At 60.0% G+C, this 18,369-nt stretch carries 20 protein-coding genes; 2 read left to right on the top strand and 18 right to left on the bottom strand.

Annotated features, from left to right (window positions below):
- The 18 genes from WLY71_RS13780 to WLY71_RS13695 form a co-directional block, all read right to left on the bottom strand.
- Positions 1 to 1,098: a phage tail protein gene (locus WLY71_RS13780; RefSeq protein ID WP_347803980.1), complete on the bottom strand. Its 1,098-nt coding sequence runs from the start codon at positions 1,096 to 1,098 to the stop codon at positions 1 to 3.
- Between the two features lie 137 nt (positions 1,099 to 1,235).
- Positions 1,236 to 1,751 (bottom strand): phage tail protein, encoded by a 516-nt coding sequence (locus WLY71_RS13775; protein WP_347803979.1) that lies wholly within the window; start codon positions 1,749 to 1,751, stop codon positions 1,236 to 1,238.
- Positions 1,748 to 2,899 (bottom strand): phage tail protein, encoded by a 1,152-nt coding sequence (locus tag WLY71_RS13770; RefSeq protein ID WP_347803978.1) that lies wholly within the window; start codon positions 2,897 to 2,899, stop codon positions 1,748 to 1,750. The genes WLY71_RS13775 and WLY71_RS13770 overlap by 4 nt, the downstream gene beginning before the upstream one ends.
- A gap of 11 nt (positions 2,900 to 2,910) precedes the next feature.
- A complete protein-coding gene (locus tag WLY71_RS13765) occupies positions 2,911 to 3,510 on the bottom strand; it encodes a YmfQ family protein (protein ID WP_347803977.1) in 600 nt (199 codons plus the stop codon).
- Positions 3,501 to 4,541 (bottom strand): baseplate J/gp47 family protein, encoded by a 1,041-nt coding sequence (locus WLY71_RS13760; protein WP_347803976.1) that lies wholly within the window; start codon positions 4,539 to 4,541, stop codon positions 3,501 to 3,503. The genes WLY71_RS13765 and WLY71_RS13760 overlap by 10 nt, the downstream gene beginning before the upstream one ends.
- Complete coding sequence (locus WLY71_RS13755) at positions 4,531 to 4,929, bottom strand: phage GP46 family protein (protein ID WP_038979177.1); 399 nt, start codon at positions 4,927 to 4,929, stop codon at positions 4,531 to 4,533. Before WLY71_RS13755 ends, WLY71_RS13760 begins: the two co-directional genes overlap by 11 nt.
- Positions 4,929 to 5,438: a phage baseplate assembly protein V gene (locus WLY71_RS13750; protein WP_347803975.1), complete on the bottom strand. Its 510-nt coding sequence runs from the start codon at positions 5,436 to 5,438 to the stop codon at positions 4,929 to 4,931. The genes WLY71_RS13755 and WLY71_RS13750 overlap by 1 nt, the downstream gene beginning before the upstream one ends.
- 36 nt (positions 5,439 to 5,474) lie before the next feature.
- Entirely contained in the window at positions 5,475 to 6,515 is a 1,041-nt protein-coding gene (locus tag WLY71_RS13745) for a phage baseplate assembly protein (RefSeq protein ID WP_347803974.1), read from the bottom strand.
- A 3-nt stretch (positions 6,516 to 6,518) separates the two neighbouring features.
- Positions 6,519 to 7,757 (bottom strand): DNA circularization protein, encoded by a 1,239-nt coding sequence (locus tag WLY71_RS13740; RefSeq protein WP_347803973.1) that lies wholly within the window; start codon positions 7,755 to 7,757, stop codon positions 6,519 to 6,521.
- Positions 7,744 to 9,306 carry a phage tail tape measure protein gene (locus tag WLY71_RS13735; RefSeq protein WP_347803972.1) on the bottom strand — a complete coding sequence of 521 codons (1,563 nt, stop codon included), beginning with the start codon at positions 9,304 to 9,306 and terminating at the stop codon, positions 7,744 to 7,746. The genes WLY71_RS13740 and WLY71_RS13735 overlap by 14 nt, the downstream gene beginning before the upstream one ends.
- A 130-nt stretch (positions 9,307 to 9,436) precedes the next feature.
- On the bottom strand, positions 9,437 to 9,733 hold the full coding sequence (locus WLY71_RS13730) for a phage tail assembly protein (protein ID WP_046054588.1): 297 nt from the start codon (positions 9,731 to 9,733) through the stop codon (positions 9,437 to 9,439).
- Entirely contained in the window at positions 9,730 to 10,077 is a 348-nt protein-coding gene (locus tag WLY71_RS13725) for a phage tail tube protein (protein WP_347803971.1), read from the bottom strand. Before WLY71_RS13725 ends, WLY71_RS13730 begins: the two co-directional genes overlap by 4 nt.
- 67 nt (positions 10,078 to 10,144) lie before the next feature.
- On the bottom strand, positions 10,145 to 11,641 hold the full coding sequence (locus WLY71_RS13720; RefSeq protein WP_347803970.1) for a phage tail sheath subtilisin-like domain-containing protein: 1,497 nt from the start codon (positions 11,639 to 11,641) through the stop codon (positions 10,145 to 10,147).
- Complete coding sequence (locus WLY71_RS13715; protein ID WP_003198311.1) at positions 11,641 to 11,823, bottom strand: DUF2635 domain-containing protein; 183 nt, start codon at positions 11,821 to 11,823, stop codon at positions 11,641 to 11,643. Before WLY71_RS13715 ends, WLY71_RS13720 begins: the two co-directional genes overlap by 1 nt.
- Positions 11,820 to 12,404 carry a phage tail terminator protein gene (locus tag WLY71_RS13710; RefSeq protein WP_347803969.1) on the bottom strand — a complete coding sequence of 195 codons (585 nt, stop codon included), beginning with the start codon at positions 12,402 to 12,404 and terminating at the stop codon, positions 11,820 to 11,822. Before WLY71_RS13710 ends, WLY71_RS13715 begins: the two co-directional genes overlap by 4 nt.
- A gap of 134 nt (positions 12,405 to 12,538) precedes the next feature.
- Positions 12,539 to 12,886, bottom strand: coding sequence for a phage holin family protein (locus WLY71_RS13705; protein ID WP_056739181.1), 348 nt, complete (start codon positions 12,884 to 12,886; stop codon positions 12,539 to 12,541).
- Positions 12,887 to 12,956: 70 nt separating this feature from the next.
- Positions 12,957 to 13,538, bottom strand: coding sequence for a DUF642 domain-containing protein (locus WLY71_RS13700; RefSeq protein WP_129441657.1), 582 nt, complete (start codon positions 13,536 to 13,538; stop codon positions 12,957 to 12,959).
- A gap of 517 nt (positions 13,539 to 14,055) precedes the next feature.
- Positions 14,056 to 14,790: a LexA family transcriptional regulator gene (locus WLY71_RS13695; protein WP_033053549.1), complete on the bottom strand. Its 735-nt coding sequence runs from the start codon at positions 14,788 to 14,790 to the stop codon at positions 14,056 to 14,058.
- A 211-nt stretch (positions 14,791 to 15,001) separates the two neighbouring features.
- On the opposite strand from WLY71_RS13695, the gene mutS reads away from it, so the two are divergent.
- Together mutS and fdxA are read left to right on the top strand one after the other, a co-directional pair.
- Entirely contained in the window at positions 15,002 to 17,581 is a 2,580-nt protein-coding gene (gene mutS / locus WLY71_RS13690) for a DNA mismatch repair protein MutS (protein ID WP_347803968.1), read from the top strand.
- Positions 17,582 to 17,723: 142 nt separating this feature from the next.
- Entirely contained in the window at positions 17,724 to 18,047 is a 324-nt protein-coding gene (gene fdxA, locus WLY71_RS13685) for a ferredoxin FdxA (protein ID WP_003222178.1), read from the top strand.
- Positions 18,048 to 18,369: the final 322 nt, after the last annotated feature.

The following is an 18,369-nucleotide window of genomic DNA, read 5'->3' as shown; positions in this document are numbered from 1 at the left end:
TCAGATCAGTTTGATACGGCCGGGATAAGCGATGTTTCGCGGGCGTGTTTCTCCCGAAAAATTACCGATGTTGCCTATGTAGGTATCAGAATCGAACGCCGGATTAGGGTACGTCGTCGCGATCGATCCACTGGTTGGGTAAAAATTGACGTCGCTTGAAGCATTCCAGATACCATCCGGAATCGCAGGTGCCGGACGGAAGGAAGAACCCGTACTGGTTGGCAGATAGTGGTTGTGGCTTTGTAGGGAATGCCCCTGAAGACTGCCCGCTGTGCGCCCGACATCCAGACCTCTGGACTCGTCAAGGACACGCAGAAACTCGCCACGCACTTCCGGAATGCGAAAGTTCAGCGCGCCATCGCCACTGGTCCATCCACCCTCCCTGCCCGCACGACCGGCTTCAGTGGTCAGCACCCCCGAGGACTGGGCGAAGTCCCACAGCCACGGCCATTCGCTGCGCAGCAACAGACTGCCATTCAGCGCTCCATAACCGCCTGGACTGATCAGCACGGTCGTATCTAACACCAGCCGCCCGAGAGGGGCGGCATCATACCGTCCGACCGGCCACCAACTGCCGTCACCGGTACTGCGCAAATGCCACCAGTCACCGCTCCCCATTAACACTAAAAAGGGATAGCCGGACGGCGAAAGTTGGGTATGGAATCGAATGCGATCCGTGCCGCCGGCCCGGACGACAAGGCGATTGCCGCTGTTATCCACGCGACGCAGAATGACGTCGCGCACACCAAGTCCGGCATTCGCCGCGGGCAGAGTGACCGTCATGGCACCGGGGCTGCCGTCGATCAGGACAAAACCGAGCTCTTGCTCACTCAGCGTCTTGGATGTACTGAGCCGAGTCACCACCGAACGGATCGGGCTGGCCGTGCCGACAATCGCCTCGATGGCCTTGAGCAACTGGCTGGTATCCGCTTCAGAGGCAACCAGTCCGCCGCCTTCGATAACACTCACAATCTCTTGGGTAACGCTGTTGCCCCAAACTGCCGGAATCAACGATCCCGGCGTCCCGGCCACGGGGTTTTCATCGACGAACCGGCCATTGACCAGCCCGACGCTGGGCACGCTTTTTGGATAGTCCATACGTCTATCTCTCCTCTGAAATAACAAATGGTCCGTGTCGACGCAGTTAGCGGTGCAATCGCGCCCACGGTTTTTTTCAAGAAAGAAAAAGGCCCACGAATACGTGGGCCTGAACAGGGGAATTGAAGGGCTCTCGCCTAGTCAGCCGAGCCACTGACGAATTCACGAATAGCCACCAACGCTTCATCGCCAGCGCTGCGGGCCAGATCTATCTTGCCCTTGGCCGCGTGCGCGCGGATTTGCATTTTGGCCTTGAGGCGCAGGGTGCGCAGGGTGCGCAGATGGTCGCTCAACTGTGCGGCTTTGCTCAGGATCTGCTCAGCGGCTTGCTTGGCCGTCCGGCCTTTAACGACCCATGCGGAGACGGCCATCGGCACGTCCTTTTTCGGGTAGCCTGCCTCCTTGTAGGCTTGGGCGGCAACGGCGGCCTGAGCATATTCCATTGCCTTGAGTGGATCACCGGCCAGAGCAGTGCGTGCTTTGTCTGCAGCAGCATCGACTTTGGCGCACAGGCGTTCGGTTTCCTGTTGTTCCAGCAGAGCGATTTTCGCGGCGTCCAGCACCCATTTCTCACCGTCCCAGTCATGGGCGGCAGAAGGCTGTGCGGGACGCAGACCGTCCTCAAACTGATGAAGCTCTTGAATAACGTTCATCGAATCAACTCCCAGGAAAGACTGACATTAACTGCCGCCGCGAAGTTGACCGCGATTCCAGTGGCGTAATCAGACACGGGGTGGTTCTTGATCCCCATACTGAACAGCAATTCATCGCTGACGGCGCTGGTCGAACCGAGCATGTGTTCGGCCTGGTAGGACTGCCACAACGAGCGCAATTGCGAATGGTCGAAACTGGCGGTCAGGGTCGTGACCGTGGCGTCGTTGACAAAGTTATTGGTGAAGATCACGCACGGCATCGGAGTCGTCCAACCACCATCGTGATTGGAACTGGTGGTCAGCGCCGGTGAGAGAAAGCAGTAGTTGCCGCCAACCCAACCTGTTGGCGCAAACGACACCCCGGAGATCTCCGTCGCCGAAGGCGTCGGGTTCCCCACCACCAGACGTGCCGCCCGGGCATGAGGATCCAGAGGTAGGTAAACCACACCGTTGCCGTTGACAGTTTGCGTCCACGCCAACCGATTACGATTGTAGATCGGCCTGATGACCGGCACGGAACCCGGCGCAGCCGTCACCACCCAAGCAATGCAGAGGTCCAGTGGCGTGGACTGAAAACCGCCCCCCGCCCCGCCATTGACAGTGCCCTTCAAACCTTCGGGCGCGGCGTCATAGATTGTTCCGCGCTGCATGTAAAAGGTCAGCGCCCCACCGATCACCTGCGCCCGAAGAAAGTAGCTGGAGGTCGGCATCAAATCCGCACTGCTCCACGCTTGGGTAGTAAACGTCCGCGCCCTGCCCAACTGCCCCGCGACGACTTCCTGGCCAATGCTGACCAACACTCCCACCGGAATCGACACCCGGCCGCCACTGGTCGAAACCGCCGCAGGGGTCACCGGCAAACGCCCATCCGCCGTCGCCACGGTGGCCGACGGCAGAGAGCCGATCGGCAACGCCGAATCCAGATTCCAGCCCTTGGCCGAAACGCTCTGAATGGCCAGCAGCAATTGGTCGAACTTCGTCTCATCCGGAGTCAGATCCCCGGCCTTGATGACATTCACAATCTCCTGCGTCACCCCATTCCCCCAGTCCGCCGGAATCAACGACCCCGGCGTCCCCATCAACGGGTTTTCATCCACAAACTTCCCATTCACCAACCCGGCGCTGGGCACACTTTTCGGATAGTCCATCCCTCTACTCCCTAGTCATAATTGATGTGCACCTTGGTATGCGCCGGTGCGTTGCGATGGATCAGGCATTCCAGCGCGGAGCCCGGATTCACGCCGAAGCGCTCTCCCCAGTAACTCGCGCCAAAACGCCGGCCGAGCAGCAGTCGGCCACCGGTATTGAGCGTCCACATGAAATGCGCCTGCCATGTTCCGAAGTGCGCCTGGCCAAACCGGGCCCGTCCCATTCGCGGGACTTCAAGCTCGGTGATGGTGGCGTTCGGGTAACCCTGACTCTTGGCGATCTCGACGTAGTAGCTGATGGCCTGGCTGCCAACAGCGAGCAGTCGCCGGCGTACGGCGAGGCGGCGGTCGTCGAACAGTGGCGTCGCACCCAGGCACGGGTCGGGCAGGTTCATCACCCGCTCCCAATCCGGTACCAGTTCACTGACGCCGGCGGGGTCCATTTCGTTGAGCAGGTCAGCGGCGCGAGCGTCGAGGCGGGCCAGTTCCTGGGCGACGCCTTCAAGGACTTCTTCAAGTTCCGGGACCCGCTCGGGGTCCCACCCGGGGCCGCTGGGTAGCAGGCTGCGCAGTTGGGCCTGGTATTGCGCGGCGGTTCTGATCACTGCCATACGCAACCTCCGAAGGTCAGCAACTGGTTGCTCTCGGCTTCGACGTCGGCGGTAGGTGATTTGAGATCGTGATCACTTTCACCTGTTGCGCTGCTGATGGCTTCACGGATGTGACTCACCAGCAGGGTGTCGCCCAGGCCTCCTTCGCGGTTATGCAGGTCGCGCAGTTGCGCCTCAACGGCGGCGCGTACGGCCGTGGTGTCGGGCTTCAGGCTCAGTCGGTAGGTCACCGGCACTTGTACCGGCGGCAGCACACGCAATTCGGCGGTGACCGGGCGCAGAGGTTCGATGTAGTCCTGAACTTCAGCCAGTTGCTCGGGATTGGGGACGGGTTGCGCATCGTCGTCGCGCATGATGTACAGACTGACAATGCCGGGGCCGGGATAGCTGCCGCGACACCACGCACGGGTCACCCCCGGACATTCGAGCGCCCAGGTTTCGTAGTCTTGCGCCGAACCGCCGTGAGGAATGATCCGGTAAGAACGAATCACCCGGGACCGCAGGGACTCCAGACTTTCCCGAGCGATCCCACCGGTCAACCCCGGCGCCAGCAACGTGAAGCTGTTGCCGATAATGCCCAGAATCGGCTGCACCGGAATCAGCGTCATGCCGGCGTCGGCATTCCCGAGGCTGCCGGCGTCGAGGGCGGCGATGGTGGTGCGGTTCAAGCCATTGCTGGTGGTGCGGGCGGAAGTGACTTTGTAAATGCGACCGTCGCTCGATTGCAGAAGAGTATCGACGTCCAGCACAGCGCCAGCGCTGGCAGTAAAGCTGACGCTGCCGCTGGCCGATTGCGCGGCTTTACGCGGCTGGTTCAGACGCAGTGCGGCGATTCGCTCCAGGGTCGACTCATCGGCCTTGTCCGGGAGGATCTGCTCGGCGATCCAGTTCAGATAGCCATACAAGCCATAGGCGGCACCACCGAGGGTGCGGGCCAGCACTTGCGCATCGGACTGGCGCAGCGAATCGCTGGCCAGGTCGCTTTGGGTGCGCGTGATCAGCACCGGCAGCGAAGGGGTTTCAAACGGCATAGATCACCTGCCAACTGTTATCAGGGTTGATGTCCAGGCGCTCGCCGTCGGCCAGGGTCAGGACCGTGCGCAGGTTCAGGCGCTGGGCGTCGAGGCGTTCGCTGATGATGTCGATGGCGCTGCAATGGCCGTCGTCGATCAGCCATTGCAAGGCTTCGCGGGCGTAGAACTCGGCGTCCATCTGGGTCTGCCGAGTCAGCTTGACCCGCCGCAGCAGCCACAGGCGTGAGCCGATACGGTCGTCCGCGACCGTAGGAAAGGTGTCGCCCCACCAGCCGAAACGTTCTTCGTCATCGAGGGCATCGTCATCGGCGGCGCGGCGCCAGGTGAACAGGCTGATCAGCACTGAACGGGTCAGTGCGGCGTGGAGGTTTTGGCTGATAAACATCACTGGCCTCCCGCCGGCACGCCGGTCTGGCCGCTGCCCGCCTGCACGCCGACGTGCACGTGCTTGATCTGGCTGATGCCACCGGCAATCTGATCGCCCTGAGAGACGATCCTGCCGGTCTGGGTCAGGTTCGGTGTATCGATGTTTACGGCGGTGCTGGCGCGGATGTTCAGGGTGGCGGTTTCGATGTCGACGATCCGTCCACGCTTGAAGTGGATCTTGTCGCCCTCGTCGGTGTAGATCGCTACTTCGCCCTGGGCCAGTGCCTTGAGGCGATAGCGGCGGTCGGCGACCACCAGCACGATGGCGTGAGAACGATCACCGCCCAGAAACGTCGCGATGCCTTCAGCGCCGGCCAGCGGATTGCTGGTGAAACCGTAAGGTTCGAAGTGCTCCATGTCGTCGTTCACTTCGCCGGCGGTGAGGCGCATTTGCAGGGATTGAAGCTTGGTGGCCGAGTTGGCGAGCACGACAGTGCCGCGCGCCAGGAGGCGTGTCAGTAGGCTCATGTGGATTACCTTGTAGGAGCGAGGCTTAGCGAGGTGTCAGGTTTTGGGAGGCACCGGATTCGCATCGAAGGTGTAAGGCAGCGCCACTTGCAGCGTGGTGACCGAGCCCTGTTCGGACAGCGAGTAAGTCACCTTGGAGATCAGCATGTCGTGGTCGAAACCCAACACCTTGTCGATCACCCGCACCAAGGTGTTGTGCTTCCACAAATCACCGTTGGACTGCCGCCAGCCTTGTACCCGATAGGTCGTGGTGCCGGCCTTGCCGACGCGAATAGCGCTTTCCCAGTCGGCACGTTGCTGCGCCAGTTCCCGGGTCAATTGCGCGCTTTCACTGATCACGGTGATCCGCTTGCGCCCGATAATCGGGTCGGTGGAAACCCCGGACACTTCGCTCACGGCCGCACCGCTCTTCTCCTCGCCGCCCTTGTGCTGGCCAATCACCCGGTACTCGGAGAACACCTGACTGAAGTCCATCGGCGCGTTGGCCGACAGAATGTTCTTGCCCAGCTCAAGCACATCACTGGCTCGCCCACCGCTGCCCGGCCGGGCCAGTACCACCCGGCCTTCGGCGTCATCGGTGGAAAACACCCGAAACAGCGTGAGCAAACGGTCGATCGACTGAAAGACCGTTTCCCCCGGCACGATGGTGTGGCTGCCGAGTCGCGCGGTGTCGGGGATTTCACTGACCACTTTCCCGGCATAAGGCGAGGCCAGCGCCTGAACGATGCTGAGCAACGATTGCTGATGCCATTGGTTGGGTGTGTTGATCGCCGCGCAGTCCACCAGGTCCTGAGTCTTCGAACTGCCTTCGATACTCAGGCTGATCTGCCGCCCGTCATAGCTGATCGGCGCCTTGAACACATACCCACTGAGCACCAGATCGCAGCCGATTCGCACTTGGCAGGGCGCACCCGGGCGGATCGGCCGGTCGACCGTCTGCCCCGGCCATTGCCAGGTGATGTCGAGTTTGAAAGTGCGGAACTGACGCTCTAGGTCTGCGGTGATTTCAACGCTTTTCCAGCCGCCGTACTCCAAACCATCAACGGTCAGCAACACACTGTTGTCGAGTTCATTCATGGTCTATTCCCCCAGGACTTTTACGTCGTCCAGCGGCAGAAACCCCGGATGAATAATGCCGTTGCGCTGTAGTACTTCAGCGATTCGCGTGGCGTCTCCACTTTGCTGATAGATCACGACCAGCCCCGGAAGGCTTTGCTTGAAGGATTTGCTGACCAGTCGAACGCCCGACGACGCGACCGCCTTCAAATGCGCGCGAAGTGCCTGACGCAGATTGCTCATCGCCAGATAGTGCGCGGGATCCGCCTTGGCCTCGGGCAGCTTGAACACTTCCTCAAGTGCCGCACGCAAGGCCTCTAAATCGTCGACTACCGGAACGTCCTGGTGCGTGGTCGGTAGCACAGCCTGATGCCCGACCGGCAGGTTGGTGACCCGTTTGACTGCCTGCGAAGCCACCGGCATCGACGCGACCCACTGGGCCACTTGCACAATCAAGGTGTCCTGCACCAGATTGGTCAGCGCCTGGGCCGCAGCAGTGGTGTCTTTGCCGGTGGTCAACTTCGGCGCGTCGGCCTTCTTGATGGCTTCGAGCTGTTGGGAGACGTTGGCAATCACGCCACGATAGCCTTCACGGGCGAAGTCCTTCAGTTCGTTGATGTCGCCGATCAATCCCTTGAATTCCGCCGCCACATCCTTGGGCAGCTCCTTGACGGCTTTGACCAGATCGCTGATCTGCTGGTACTCATCGATCAATGGCTGGAGGTGCTGCTGAATCACCTCGTAAGCCTCCTTGATGCTGTTGCGCAGGTTGGCAATGCCGATCCGCGCAGCCTTGATCAAGGTCATCGCGTCTTCGAAACGTTTCACTGCGGAGCCCAGCAGGCTGTCGGCCGACACCAGCAATAACTTCTGCGTGCTGACCGCTGCCGTCGGAAACGGCACCGGTTGATCGGGGTAAAACTTCAAGGTAAAGGTCACCAACCCGCCGTCCTGGCGGGTGTGGGTCATGTCGCATTCGCCGACCTTGACCTGCAGGCGCCCCAGCCACGGGTGAACCAGCTCACCACTGCCCTGCTCCAGCGCCTTGAGCAGTTTGTCGCGCTGCTCCAGGCAATCGGGGCCAACGACAAATGCCGTCAAATCGTGAATCTTCGCCTGCAGGCCAAGGCCCTCGAAATATGGCAGATCGCGTTGTGGGTATTCGTGCAACTGGCCCTTTTGGCCGACCGGGTTTTTCGCCTGATCGACCCAGAACCGGACGCCGCGAAACGACGCCGGCATCAAACGATCACGCCAGCTCATTGGAACCTCCAAGGGACAGTGTGCGGTAGCCGATGCGCGAATTGAGCGCCAGCGCCGGTTGATTGGTTTGCGGCTGATCGGTGCGCATACCGGCCGGCGCATTTTCGAAGCGCACGGTCAGGCCGCCTTCGAGTTGTGTGCGGCTGTTGGCGGCGCTTTGCTGAATCAGGGCGCTGGAGTTTTGTGTCAGGGAGCCAGGCGGCATCGAGGGTTTTTGCGGCAGATTGCCGGGCAGCACTGACAGGCTTTGTGGTTGCTCGGTGTCGGTGCCAAAAAACGCCGGCGCAAACTTACCGCTACCTTCGGCGTTGGTTTTCTCTTGAGCCTCGGTCAGGCCTTCGACCTTGCCAGTCACACTGGTGACAAGCTCACCGAAACCACCGGCAAAGAATTCCTTGATCGGCGCGACGACGCTTTGCAGCTTGTCCCACCATTGGCTGAACCATTCGGTGATCGGCTCCCAACGCTTTTTGATCTCCTCCAGTGGAAACCAGTCAAACAGGCTGCGCAGCGTGTCGTACATCACCAGCGCCGGGACCTTGATGCCGTCCCAGATCCCGGAAAACAGTTCAGTGACCGCGCCCCAGCCGGCGATGATCATCTCCCGCGGCGACCAGTCGAACAGGCCGTGCAGAAAGTCCATGGCCGGCACCGACAGCGCTCTGAGCAAGTCCCAGATGGCCGAGAACAGGCCTGTCAACGGTGTCCAGTTGTTGATGATCAAACCCAGTGGTGACCAGGAAAAAAGCGTCTGAAAAAAACCGATTACCGGCGTGGCCGCCGCTTTGATGACGTCCCAGATCGCCGCGAACACGGCGGTGATCGGTCCCCAATGGCTGATGATTTGCCCAAGCGGCGTGAACGCAAACATCGTCTTGAAGAACTCGACCATGGGCATCACGACCGGAGAAATCTTTTGCCAGAGCCCGGCGAAAAACGCCGATATGGGCTTCCAGTTGGCCACAATCAAACCGGCTGCCAGGGCGATACCCGTGGCAATCAGCACAATGGGGTTGGTCTTGAGCACCATGCTCATCAGATCGAACACTTGGGTCGCACCGGTCACGGCGGTTTGCATCGCCGAGAACGCGATGGCACCGGCCGCCAGTCCCTCGACCAGTTTCGGGTTGTCATTGAGCAGAGTGCCAAAACCAACCAGCAAAGGTTGAAGACCTGCCGTTACCGTAGCGACGGCAGGCTGCAAGGCGGTGTTTGCGGCAACCGACACCTGCTCCATCGACCGACTGAACACGTTCATGGTTTGCGCGGCGCTGGCCGGCACGCTCGGCACATCGACACCTTTGGCGGCCTCATTGACCTCGGTCAATTGGCCCGTGAACGCAGCGGACGCCTTGATCCCGTCCACGAAGGGCGTGATCACGCTGCCACCCTTGAACAGACCGCTGATATCCAGCTTGCCGAGGCCGGTCTGCTCCAGGTTTTTCTTGAAGCTTTCGACTTTTGCCCGGAGGGCGCCAAGTTTGAGTGACAGTTCATCGATGCCCGTCAGCAGCACCGACTTTTTTTCTTTCTCTTCTATGTCTGCCATCACTGCACCTGCTGCATCGCATTGATCCGTTGCGCGTGCTCCAGCGATTCGCGGAGCACATCCAGTGGCCTGGCCATCATCTGTTCGGGGTCAACCTTCCAGAACCAGGCCAGGTCATAGGCGACTGAAATCAGGTCGGTGATGGCTCCGACGCCGCACTCATGAAAAAACTCGCGACAGCCCAGCTCAGCGCGTTGAGGTCAGCCAGGTCCAACTGGTTGACCGACGACGGCGGGATGCCGGCGCACACCGCGATGTATTTGGCCGCGACGTCCATGTCGAGGCTGACTTCTTCGCTCTTGTCGATCTTGTACGGCAGCGCCTTGATCGCTCGAACTTCCTGCACCGTTGGACGGCGCAGGTTGAGTTCGGTCAAGGGCTCGCCGTGAGCTTCGATCGCGACTTGAAGCTTCACGGCGCCAGTCATTGCCAGGTCCCCTTGATGCCTTCGAATTTCAGTTCGATGGTGGCGTCATCGCCTTTGGAGACAGGCTCTTCAACCAGGTAGGCGCCGGCCAGTACGTAGACTTTGCCGTTGCTGAATTCGCAGGTAACGGTCATGTCGGAACCTGCGATCAGTTGCTTGAGCGGGAAGTCCGCGGTGTGCAGCGCCGTCACTTTGAACGACGGGGCGATGTCGGTTTCCTTGTAGAAACCCGGTACGACGGTTTCCCGTTTCACAGCCAGCAACGGCGCTTCGCAGCCGCCATTGATAGTCAGTTGAGCGCCGTCCACTTTGACGTAGCAGGTGCCCGCAATCAGTTGACCCATAGTGTTTCTCCCTTCAAATAAAAAGCCCACGCGAGGTAGGCTGAAATCACACAGTCAAAGGCAGCGATCAGGCTGCGTCGTCGTACTGCAGACGGAATTGGTTGAGCAGCGCGAACATGCGCAGACCGTTGATGTAATCCGGCGGGAACAGCACGTTGACCCGGCTCGGGTCCTGCACGTCGCGCTCGACGATCAAGTGCTCGGCGAACAGCTCGGCGTTTTCGACGTGGCCTTCCAGTTCGAGCTTGGCGTACTGGGCAATCAGCTCGCCGCGAATAGTGCTCGGGGTCACGATCGGCTGGCCGGCGCCGAAACGGGTGCCGTCGGAAGCCAGTTTGTGGCGACCGTATTTGCTGGTGATCACGCTTTGCAGCCGACGCACGATGAACGCCGACTGGTGCATGGTTTCGCTGTCCAGGTAGGAATTGTCTGCCTGGCCGTAGGCGTTCTTCTGATAGGTGGTAATCGAACGTTGAATGCGCACGTAGCCGCCTTCGTAGTACGCGGTAGCGATCCCGTAGTTGAGCAGCGACTGACGCTCGGTCAGGGTGAAACGCTCACTGGCGGGTGCCGGGTCGAGACCTGGCAGGCTGCCGCTTTGGGTCGGACGGCTGGCGTCGGCGGAGATGAACACCGACGTGCGCGCAGCGAGTGCAGCGGCCTGAACCCAGAACGGTTGCGGTACACCCGGTTCCAGCGCCTGAAGGGTCATGTGCTGGTCATTACGCGCTTGGCCGGCAGCGACCAAAGTACCGATGGTGCCGCGCTTGGCGCTGTAGACATGACCGAACAATTGCTTGGCCCACGACCAACGACCGGTGCTGTCATCCATGACCGCTTGCCAGGTGTTGAGGGTCGACAGGTCCGACCATGGCATGCAGATGAACTCGAACGGCTCATCGCCCAGCGCCGCTACCGCAGCGACCTGATCCGGCACACCGGCGCCGCCGGTCATGGCGGTTATGGCCGTGGTCAGGCCGGCCGGAGTTTCTTCGCCGTTGCTCTTGCCCAGGCGATTGAATTGCAGGCTGATGTCGTTACCGCTGTCACCAGTCCATTTGGCGCTCAGGGTCACGACGCCTTCAACGGCTGCAGCGCTGACCGGCAGATCGGCCGAGGCGTTGATTTTCAGCGCCAGTGCAGTGGCCGCTTGCGCCGCAGTGGCCCCGTTGACGATGGCCGCTTGAACGCGAACGCCGCCGATGTACAGGTTGAGCACACCGCTTTGAGTGGCCGCGCCGGTCAGGGTCAACACGCCTTTGGCGATGCTGCCTTCGGTGTTGTGCAGCGGCAGGCACCAGATCTCGCCGATCGGGTCGGTCTTGCGCCAGGTTTCATACATCGAGGCGAGCATCGAGCCTTGGCCGCCAATGCTTTTGGCCAGCGCCACGCTGGACACCAACACCAGTTTGCCAACGTCGGCCGGCGCAATGTTGTCGTTGACCTGAGCGACGATCAAACGGCGCATGGCCGACGACGCGCTATTGGCGGCCGAATTGTCCATCTCGGCGTAAAACAGCGGAACACGAATGTCCGCGGGGATGTTGCTGAATCCGATCGCCATTATTTGGCTCCCTGTGGTTTCGCCGCTTTCACGGCTTTGGTAGTGATATCGCCATCGGCCAGACGTCGACGCCACCAGGCGTTGTCCGGCACTTCACGGCCCTCGAGGGGCAACAGATCGCCCGCTTCCGGGTCCGGCACGGCGCGGCCTGGGGCCGGCAGCACGGTGATGCGTTTGCTCATGGGGTTACGTCTCCAGAGAAAGTCAGTTCCAGGCGTCCGTCGGGGCCTGGGCGTTTCAGATTGAGGTCCGCCGGATCGATCGCATCGACCCGCACGGTGACCCCGGTAAAGGACGACAAACCGTCCAGTTCACGTTCGTGCCAGCTCTCCGCAGGCTGACCAGGCAGATTGCGGCCGAGCTGGAACTCGGCAAAAAAGCGCAGGCGATACAGCACCCGGTTGCTGTTGATGGAAACCCGTTCGCCGCCGTCATAGGCGATGGCGTCGTAATCACTGCCGGGCTTGAAACCCACCAGCGCCCGCCACAGTTCGGCCCGCAGGTCGTGCAACAGATCCAGCGCTTTTGTAGCGTCGGTGGTGTCAAGCACCAGGGTCACTTCGAAACGGTCGCGAATGGTCTGCCACGTAGCGTTTTGCGCCGCGTTTGCGCCCGCCAGATCGGCAATCGGCACCACGTAGGCGCAAGGAGTTGAAAACGGGGTACTGGCTTGCAGCGTTTCGAGGTCGATGCCGGCAGCCACGCGATTGGCGAGGGTTGGGCAGTGATCGCGCAGTTGGGTGATCAGTGGGGTGATCTTCATGGTGTTTTCACCGGGCAATAAAAAACCCGCTTGTTGGCGGGTTTGAGTGAAAGTTACTGGCCGTGGGAAGCCCGCGTCCTTGCGGGTCGGATGCCGGTCGGCACCGCTGCTCGCCATTCCATTGGGCTTGGTGTTCAGTGATCCTGGCGGGTATCTCGCGGCGGCACTTCGCAAACGCCAATCCGCTTGGCCGCCCAGCGTTCATAAAGGCCAATGGCAACATCTGCCCCGGCCATCGCCGTCAGGCAACCGAACGCGCAAGCCGTCCAGATCGACACGCCGGCGGCATACAGCAGCATGATGGCCGAGACCCCGCAGACCATGCAGGCCCCGGATCGCAAGGCCAGGCGCCGCAGCAATGACCAGCCGCGGGCGCCCTCCTTGTCGGCGCGCCACATTTCGCCGGACACCCCGCCCACCAGGGCGAGGACGATGACGAGCCAGATCGGCATGTCCAGCAACGCTTGTTGCTCGTTTGTCATGTCACGCCTCCCGGGGATCGATGAGATGCGCCTCTCGGAAATGAGCCGCCTGGTTTTGATCGACGAAGAACTACAGCTTTTCAACGATCACATTGTCGATGAAAGCGAAGTTGACGTACGGGTTCTGCTCGTTGGAAAAGGCCAGGGTTGTTTGATTCGTGGTAGCAGTGAAGTCATAAGTCACGGTATTCCACTCGACGACGCCACCCTTGACCGTTGGTGTGTTGAAGAGCGCGGTCTGACCGGCCACTTTCACTTGCACGACACCATCGCCGGATCGGTTGGCGTACATCGAATTGCCCATGCTGAAAGTCAATCGGTACTTGGCCCCTATCACGGTGGCAAAGTTCTGCTGAATCCCGCCACCATTGCTGTAAACGTTGTTAGCCAGATCGACGATCACTGCGCCTTCCGCTGCCGCAGATCCAGGGATCGAAGCGCGCATGTTGAAATACTCGGCACCCGACAGAAAGGTCGTCCAGCCCGTGATGAAGTTGGCTTTCACCGTCGTGTCCAGCACGCAGCTGTCGCTGCAGCCGGGTTGTTCAAAGCTGCCGTTGACCAGGAGGTTCGCCGCGGTGGCACTGCCAGCAAGGCCGACAAGGGCCAAAGCCAACATCAGCGGGGCAATGATTTTCTTGAGTCCGTTCATGGTTTTACCTATTAAGTGGAATGTCTTGATTGCGCAACGGCCGCTGCACAGTCGATCCCCAATGGGGGGTTGATATACCTGACGGTAGGCAGGCATTCCAAAAAGCCCGGTCGCCCAGGCTTTTCAGTAATGCGGTCCTTCGCGTTGACCTTTCGACGCTACTGGCGCGGTACGGGTCCATTCAGATTGTTTTTCCGACCGCGGTCCCTGCCCGCCGGATAACTGCTTTTGGTGCTTTACGCTGCACACCCGGGTCAGTTGCCAACCCTCTGAACCGTTGAGGCCGGTTCATCGCTGCCTTTGTGGTGGAACTAAAGAGCTTCGTTTCGAGCTGCTTTGTTGAGCGGCTTGAGACAAAGAATATGCATGGATGCATATACAGTCAATGCACAAATGCATTTATTTATGCGTTGCGAATGCATTAACGCATTAAAGTCCCGCAAACAAAGGCGCTGGCGGTTTTTGGCAGGCGAAAAAAAACCCGCTCGGTGGCGGGTTTTATCTGACAACGTTGAGGTTAACGGGCGTACATGCCCCACCAGAAGACGTGACCGAGGATGACAATCTGCTCTTCCTGGATTTCCTGGAAGGTGTAGTCCTCGTCCGGATGTTCATCGCGATTGAAGCTGCGCAGGCGTATCCCGGTAGGCAGGCGATAAAGCTGTTTCACCCGCAGCTGGCCGTTATGGTTGATGGCATAAAGGTCGCCATCCACGATATCGCCGATCCCGCACTTGCCGGCATTGACGCCGACGGTGGCGCCGTCGCGCAGTACCGGCAACATACTGTTGCCGCGCACCGTCACGCATTTGGCCTGGTCGAACTGCACGCCGTTGTGGCGCAGACTCCGCTTGCCGAAGCGCAGGCTAGAGCGTTCGCTCTCTTCGATGACGAACCTTCCTGATCCTGCTGCCAATTCAACCTCGCGAAGAAAGGGGACCGATACCTCGTCATCATCGACGGGCGTATCGTCGTCCCACAGACTTATGTCCTTGAGTTCCGAATGCAATTGATCGCGCCCGGTGCTGGCTGCCGGAGCGACATCCGCACGGCCCCGCAACTGGTCGGTGCTCACGGCGAAGTACTCGGCGATCTTCGAGATGTGTTTGTCCGAGGGATCGACGATCTTCCCGCTGAGGATCCGCGAGAGAGTGGATTGAGGCACGCCGGTGCGACGGTGAAGCTCCGTGGGGGAGATCCCGTGCTGATCGAGCAGCGCTCTTAAGACGGTAGAAACATTGCGTTTTTGCATAAAGCGCATAGTGCTTGTTCTTTTCGTGGAAGACAAATGCCAAATTGCATAAATTGCGCATATGTCGTGCATAGACAGAAGAAATGTATCGCAGGGCTTTCATGCCTGCGTCGGGTGGACCGCCCATGTTAACCTTGCGCCCATCGCGGAAAAGCCGGGCCGATGCCCCTCCTTTGCCCTACACCTTTCAACGAATTTGCCTGATTATCCGATGAATAAAGCGCTCTCCGATCTGTCCTCCCACACGCCAATGATGCAGCAGTACTGGCGCCTGAAAAACCAGCACCCAGACCAGCTGATGTTCTATCGCATGGGCGACTTCTACGAGATCTTCTACGAAGACGCGAAGAAAGCCGCCAAATTGCTGGACATCACCCTGACCGCCCGTGGGCAGTCGGCAGGTCAGGCGATTCCCATGTGTGGGATTCCTTACCATGCCGCGGAAGGTTACCTGGCGAAACTGGTCAAGCTCGGCGAGTCGGTGGTGATCTGTGAACAGGTCGGCGACCCGGCGACCAGCAAGGGCCCGGTGGATCGTCAGGTGGTGCGGATCATCACGCCGGGTACGGTCAGTGACGAAGCGCTGCTGGATGAGCGTCGGGACAACCTGATCGCGGCCGTGCTGGGTGACGAGCGTCTGTTCGGCCTGGCGGTGCTGGACATCACCAGCGGCAACTTCACCGTGTTGGAGATCAAGGGCTGGGAAAACCTGCTGGCAGAACTGGAGCGGGTCAATCCGGTAGAGCTGATGATCCCGGACGACTGGCCGAAGGATCTGCCGGCGGAGAAACGTCGTGGGGTTCGTCGCCGTGCGCCGTGGGATTTCGAACGTGATTCGGCGCTGAAAAGCCTTTGCCAGCAGTTTTCCACTCAGGACCTGAAAGGTTTCGGTTGCGAGAACCTGACCCTGGCCATTGGCGCCGCCGGTTGCCTGCTCAGTTACGCCAAGGAAACCCAGCGCACCGCCCTGCCCCATTTGCGCAGCCTGCGGCATGAACGCCTGGACGACACCGTGGTGCTGGACGGCGCAAGCCGTCGCAACCTGGAACTGGACACTAACCTGGCTGGCGGTCGCGACAACACGTTGCAATCGGTGGTCGATCGCTGCCAGACCGCCATGGGCAGCCGCCTGCTGACCCGCTGGTTGAACCGTCCGCTGCGGGATCTAACCGTGTTGCTGGCGCGCCAGACCTCGATCACCTGCCTGCTCGACGGTTACCGCTTCGAGAAACTGCAGCCGCAGCTCAAGGAAATCGGCGACATCGAGCGGATCCTGGCGCGGATCGGCCTGCGCAATGCCCGCCCTCGTGACCTGGCTCGCCTGCGCGATGCGCTCGGTGCATTGCCTGAGTTGCAAGTGGCAATGACTGAGCTGGAAGCTCCGCACATCATTCAACTGGCGACGACCACCAGCACCTACCCGGAACTGGCGGCGCTGCTGGAAAAAGCCATCATCGACAACCCGCCGGCCGTCATTCGTGACGGTGGCGTGTTGAAAACCGGTTACGACGCCGAGTTGGACGATTTGCAATCGCTCAGCGAAAACGCCGGGCAGTTCCTGATCGACCTCGAAGCACGCGAGAAGGCCCGTACCGGTCTGTCGCACCTGAAAGTCGGTTACAACCGCATTCATGGCTACTTCATTGAGTTGCCAAGCAAGCAGGCTGAATCGGCGCCGGCAGACTATATCCGTCGCCAGACGTTGAAAGGGGCCGAGCGCTTCATTACGCCGGAATTGAAGGCGTTCGAAGACAAGGCGCTGTCGGCGAAGAGCCGCGCCCTGGCGCGCGAGAAGATGCTCTACGAAACACTGCTCGAAGATTTGATCGCCCAGCTGCCACCGTTGCAGGACACCGCCGCGGCACTGGCCGAGCTGGACGTGCTGAGCAACCTTGCCGAACGTGCGCTGAACCTCGATCTGAACTGCCCGCGCTTCGTCAGTGAGCCAAGCATGCGCATCAGCCAGGGTCGTCACCCGGTGGTCGAGCAAGTACTGACCACGCCGTTCGTGGCCAACGACCTGAGCCTCGACGACAACACCCGCATGCTGGTGATCACCGGTCCGAACATGGGCGGCAAATCCACCTACATGCGCCAGACCGCTCTGATCGTGCTGCTGGCACACATCGGCAGCTTCGTGCCGGCAGCCAGTTGCGAGTTGTCTCTGGTGGACCGGATCTTTACCCGGATCGGTTCCAGCGATGACCTGGCCGGCGGGCGCTCGACCTTCATGGTCGAAATGAGCGAGACCGCGAACATTCTGCACAACGCCACCGAGCGCAGCCTGGTGCTGATGGACGAAGTCGGTCGCGGCACCAGCACCTTTGACGGTCTATCCCTGGCGTGGGCGGCAGCCGAGCGCCTGGCGCATCTGCGAGCTTATACGCTGTTCGCAACCCACTACTTCGAGCTGACCGTATTGCCGGAAGCCCAACCGCTGGTGGCCAACGTGCACCTCAACGCTACCGAGCACAACGAACGCATCGTGTTCCTGCACCACGTGCTGCCAGGGCCTGCCAGCCAGAGCTACGGCCTTGCGGTTGCGCAGTTGGCCGGTGTGCCTAGCGAAGTGATTGTGCGCGCTCGCGAACACCTGGGCCGGCTGGAAGCGACCGCCCTGCCTCATGAAGTTCCCAAGACGGCCAAAGGCAAACCGGCCGCGCCGCAGCAGAGCGACATGTTCGCCAGCCTGCCGCATCCGGTGCTGGATGATCTGGCCAAACTTGATCTGGATGACATGACACCGCGTCGGGCGCTCGAAATGCTCTATACACTAAAGACACGGATCTAACGCACTTGCCTGCAAGCTGTTAGAATCTCGCGCGGTTTGGGATGCTGCTGGCTTATAGCCTGACCAGCAGACTATCGCTCCCAAACCTGGCGACCCCAACGTGAAGGGGCTCCGCTGCCGCCGCCTGAGGAGAAAATTAGAAATGACCTTCGTCGTCACCGACAACTGCATCAAGTGCAAGTACACCGACTGCGTAGAAGTCTGTCCGGTGGACTGCTTTTACGAAGGCCCGAACTTCCTGGTGATTCACCCGGATGAGTGCATCGACTGCGCACTGTGCGAACCAGAATGCCCTGCCGTGGCCATCTTCTCCGAAGATGAAGTCCCGGAAGACATGCAGGAATTTATTCAGCTGAACGTTGAGCTGGCAGAAATCTGGCCCAACATCACCGAGAAGAAAGAATCGTTGCCCGATGCCGAAGAGTGGGATGGCGTCAAAGGCAAGATCAAAGACCTCGAACGCTGATTACCCCCGCGTTCTCGAAAAGGCCCCTTGTGGGCCTTTTTGCTTTTCTGCAGGCAAAAAAAGGGGCGGTTTGACCCGCCCACATTTTTTCCCTATTCCCTGTGATCCTTTTCATCGTCCTGATGAATCGCTTCCTGCGATGTCCTTCCCCCTCATCCTTGAAGGGCGTGTCTGTCCGTCGACACAGTTCAGATACTAGAGAGTTCCCTACCAAGAGCAATCACCCCCGTTAGCTGAAACTGGCTGTCACAAGCTATTAATATTAAAAAATAATAATATAAATCAATTAGTTAATCATATCTCACGTAGGAATATGTACGGC

Origin of the sequence: Pseudomonas rossensis, assembly GCF_039888995.1 — a bacterium.
Classification (GTDB): Bacteria; Pseudomonadota; Gammaproteobacteria; order Pseudomonadales; family Pseudomonadaceae; genus Aquipseudomonas; species Aquipseudomonas rossensis.
The sequence above is the reverse complement of the archived record's forward strand: the minus strand, read 5'-3'. Positions and strand labels throughout refer to the sequence as shown.

Bases quoted from the DNA above. Each gene is read 5' to 3' on its own strand.
- WLY71_RS13780 (WP_347803980.1), bottom strand. From the start codon at position 1,098: ATGGACTATCCAAAAAGCGTGCCCAGCGTCGGGCTGGTCAATGGCCGG.
- WLY71_RS13775 (WP_347803979.1), bottom strand. From the start codon at position 1,751: ATGAACGTTATTCAAGAGCTTCATCAGTTTGAGGACGGTCTGCGTCCC.
- WLY71_RS13770 (WP_347803978.1), bottom strand. From the start codon at position 2,899: ATGGACTATCCGAAAAGTGTGCCCAGCGCCGGGTTGGTGAATGGGAAG.
- WLY71_RS13765 (WP_347803977.1), bottom strand. From the start codon at position 3,510: ATGGCAGTGATCAGAACCGCCGCGCAATACCAGGCCCAACTGCGCAGC.
- WLY71_RS13760 (WP_347803976.1), bottom strand. From the start codon at position 4,541: ATGCCGTTTGAAACCCCTTCGCTGCCGGTGCTGATCACGCGCACCCAA.
- WLY71_RS13755 (WP_038979177.1), bottom strand. From the start codon at position 4,929: ATGTTTATCAGCCAAAACCTCCACGCCGCACTGACCCGTTCAGTGCTG.
- WLY71_RS13750 (WP_347803975.1), bottom strand. From the start codon at position 5,438: ATGAGCCTACTGACACGCCTCCTGGCGCGCGGCACTGTCGTGCTCGCC.
- WLY71_RS13745 (WP_347803974.1), bottom strand. From the start codon at position 6,515: ATGAATGAACTCGACAACAGTGTGTTGCTGACCGTTGATGGTTTGGAG.
- WLY71_RS13740 (WP_347803973.1), bottom strand. From the start codon at position 7,757: ATGAGCTGGCGTGATCGTTTGATGCCGGCGTCGTTTCGCGGCGTCCGG.
- WLY71_RS13735 (WP_347803972.1), bottom strand. From the start codon at position 9,306: ATGGCAGACATAGAAGAGAAAGAAAAAAAGTCGGTGCTGCTGACGGGC.
- WLY71_RS13730 (WP_046054588.1), bottom strand. From the start codon at position 9,733: ATGACTGGCGCCGTGAAGCTTCAAGTCGCGATCGAAGCTCACGGCGAG.
- WLY71_RS13725 (WP_347803971.1), bottom strand. From the start codon at position 10,077: ATGGGTCAACTGATTGCGGGCACCTGCTACGTCAAAGTGGACGGCGCT.
- WLY71_RS13720 (WP_347803970.1), bottom strand. From the start codon at position 11,641: ATGGCGATCGGATTCAGCAACATCCCCGCGGACATTCGTGTTCCGCTG.
- WLY71_RS13715 (WP_003198311.1), bottom strand. From the start codon at position 11,823: ATGAGCAAACGCATCACCGTGCTGCCGGCCCCAGGCCGCGCCGTGCCG.
- WLY71_RS13710 (WP_347803969.1), bottom strand. From the start codon at position 12,404: ATGAAGATCACCCCACTGATCACCCAACTGCGCGATCACTGCCCAACC.
- WLY71_RS13705 (WP_056739181.1), bottom strand. From the start codon at position 12,886: ATGACAAACGAGCAACAAGCGTTGCTGGACATGCCGATCTGGCTCGTC.
- WLY71_RS13700 (WP_129441657.1), bottom strand. From the start codon at position 13,538: ATGAACGGACTCAAGAAAATCATTGCCCCGCTGATGTTGGCTTTGGCC.
- WLY71_RS13695 (WP_033053549.1), bottom strand. From the start codon at position 14,790: ATGCAAAAACGCAATGTTTCTACCGTCTTAAGAGCGCTGCTCGATCAG.
- mutS (WP_347803968.1), top strand. From the start codon at position 15,002: ATGAATAAAGCGCTCTCCGATCTGTCCTCCCACACGCCAATGATGCAG.
- fdxA (WP_003222178.1), top strand. From the start codon at position 17,724: ATGACCTTCGTCGTCACCGACAACTGCATCAAGTGCAAGTACACCGAC.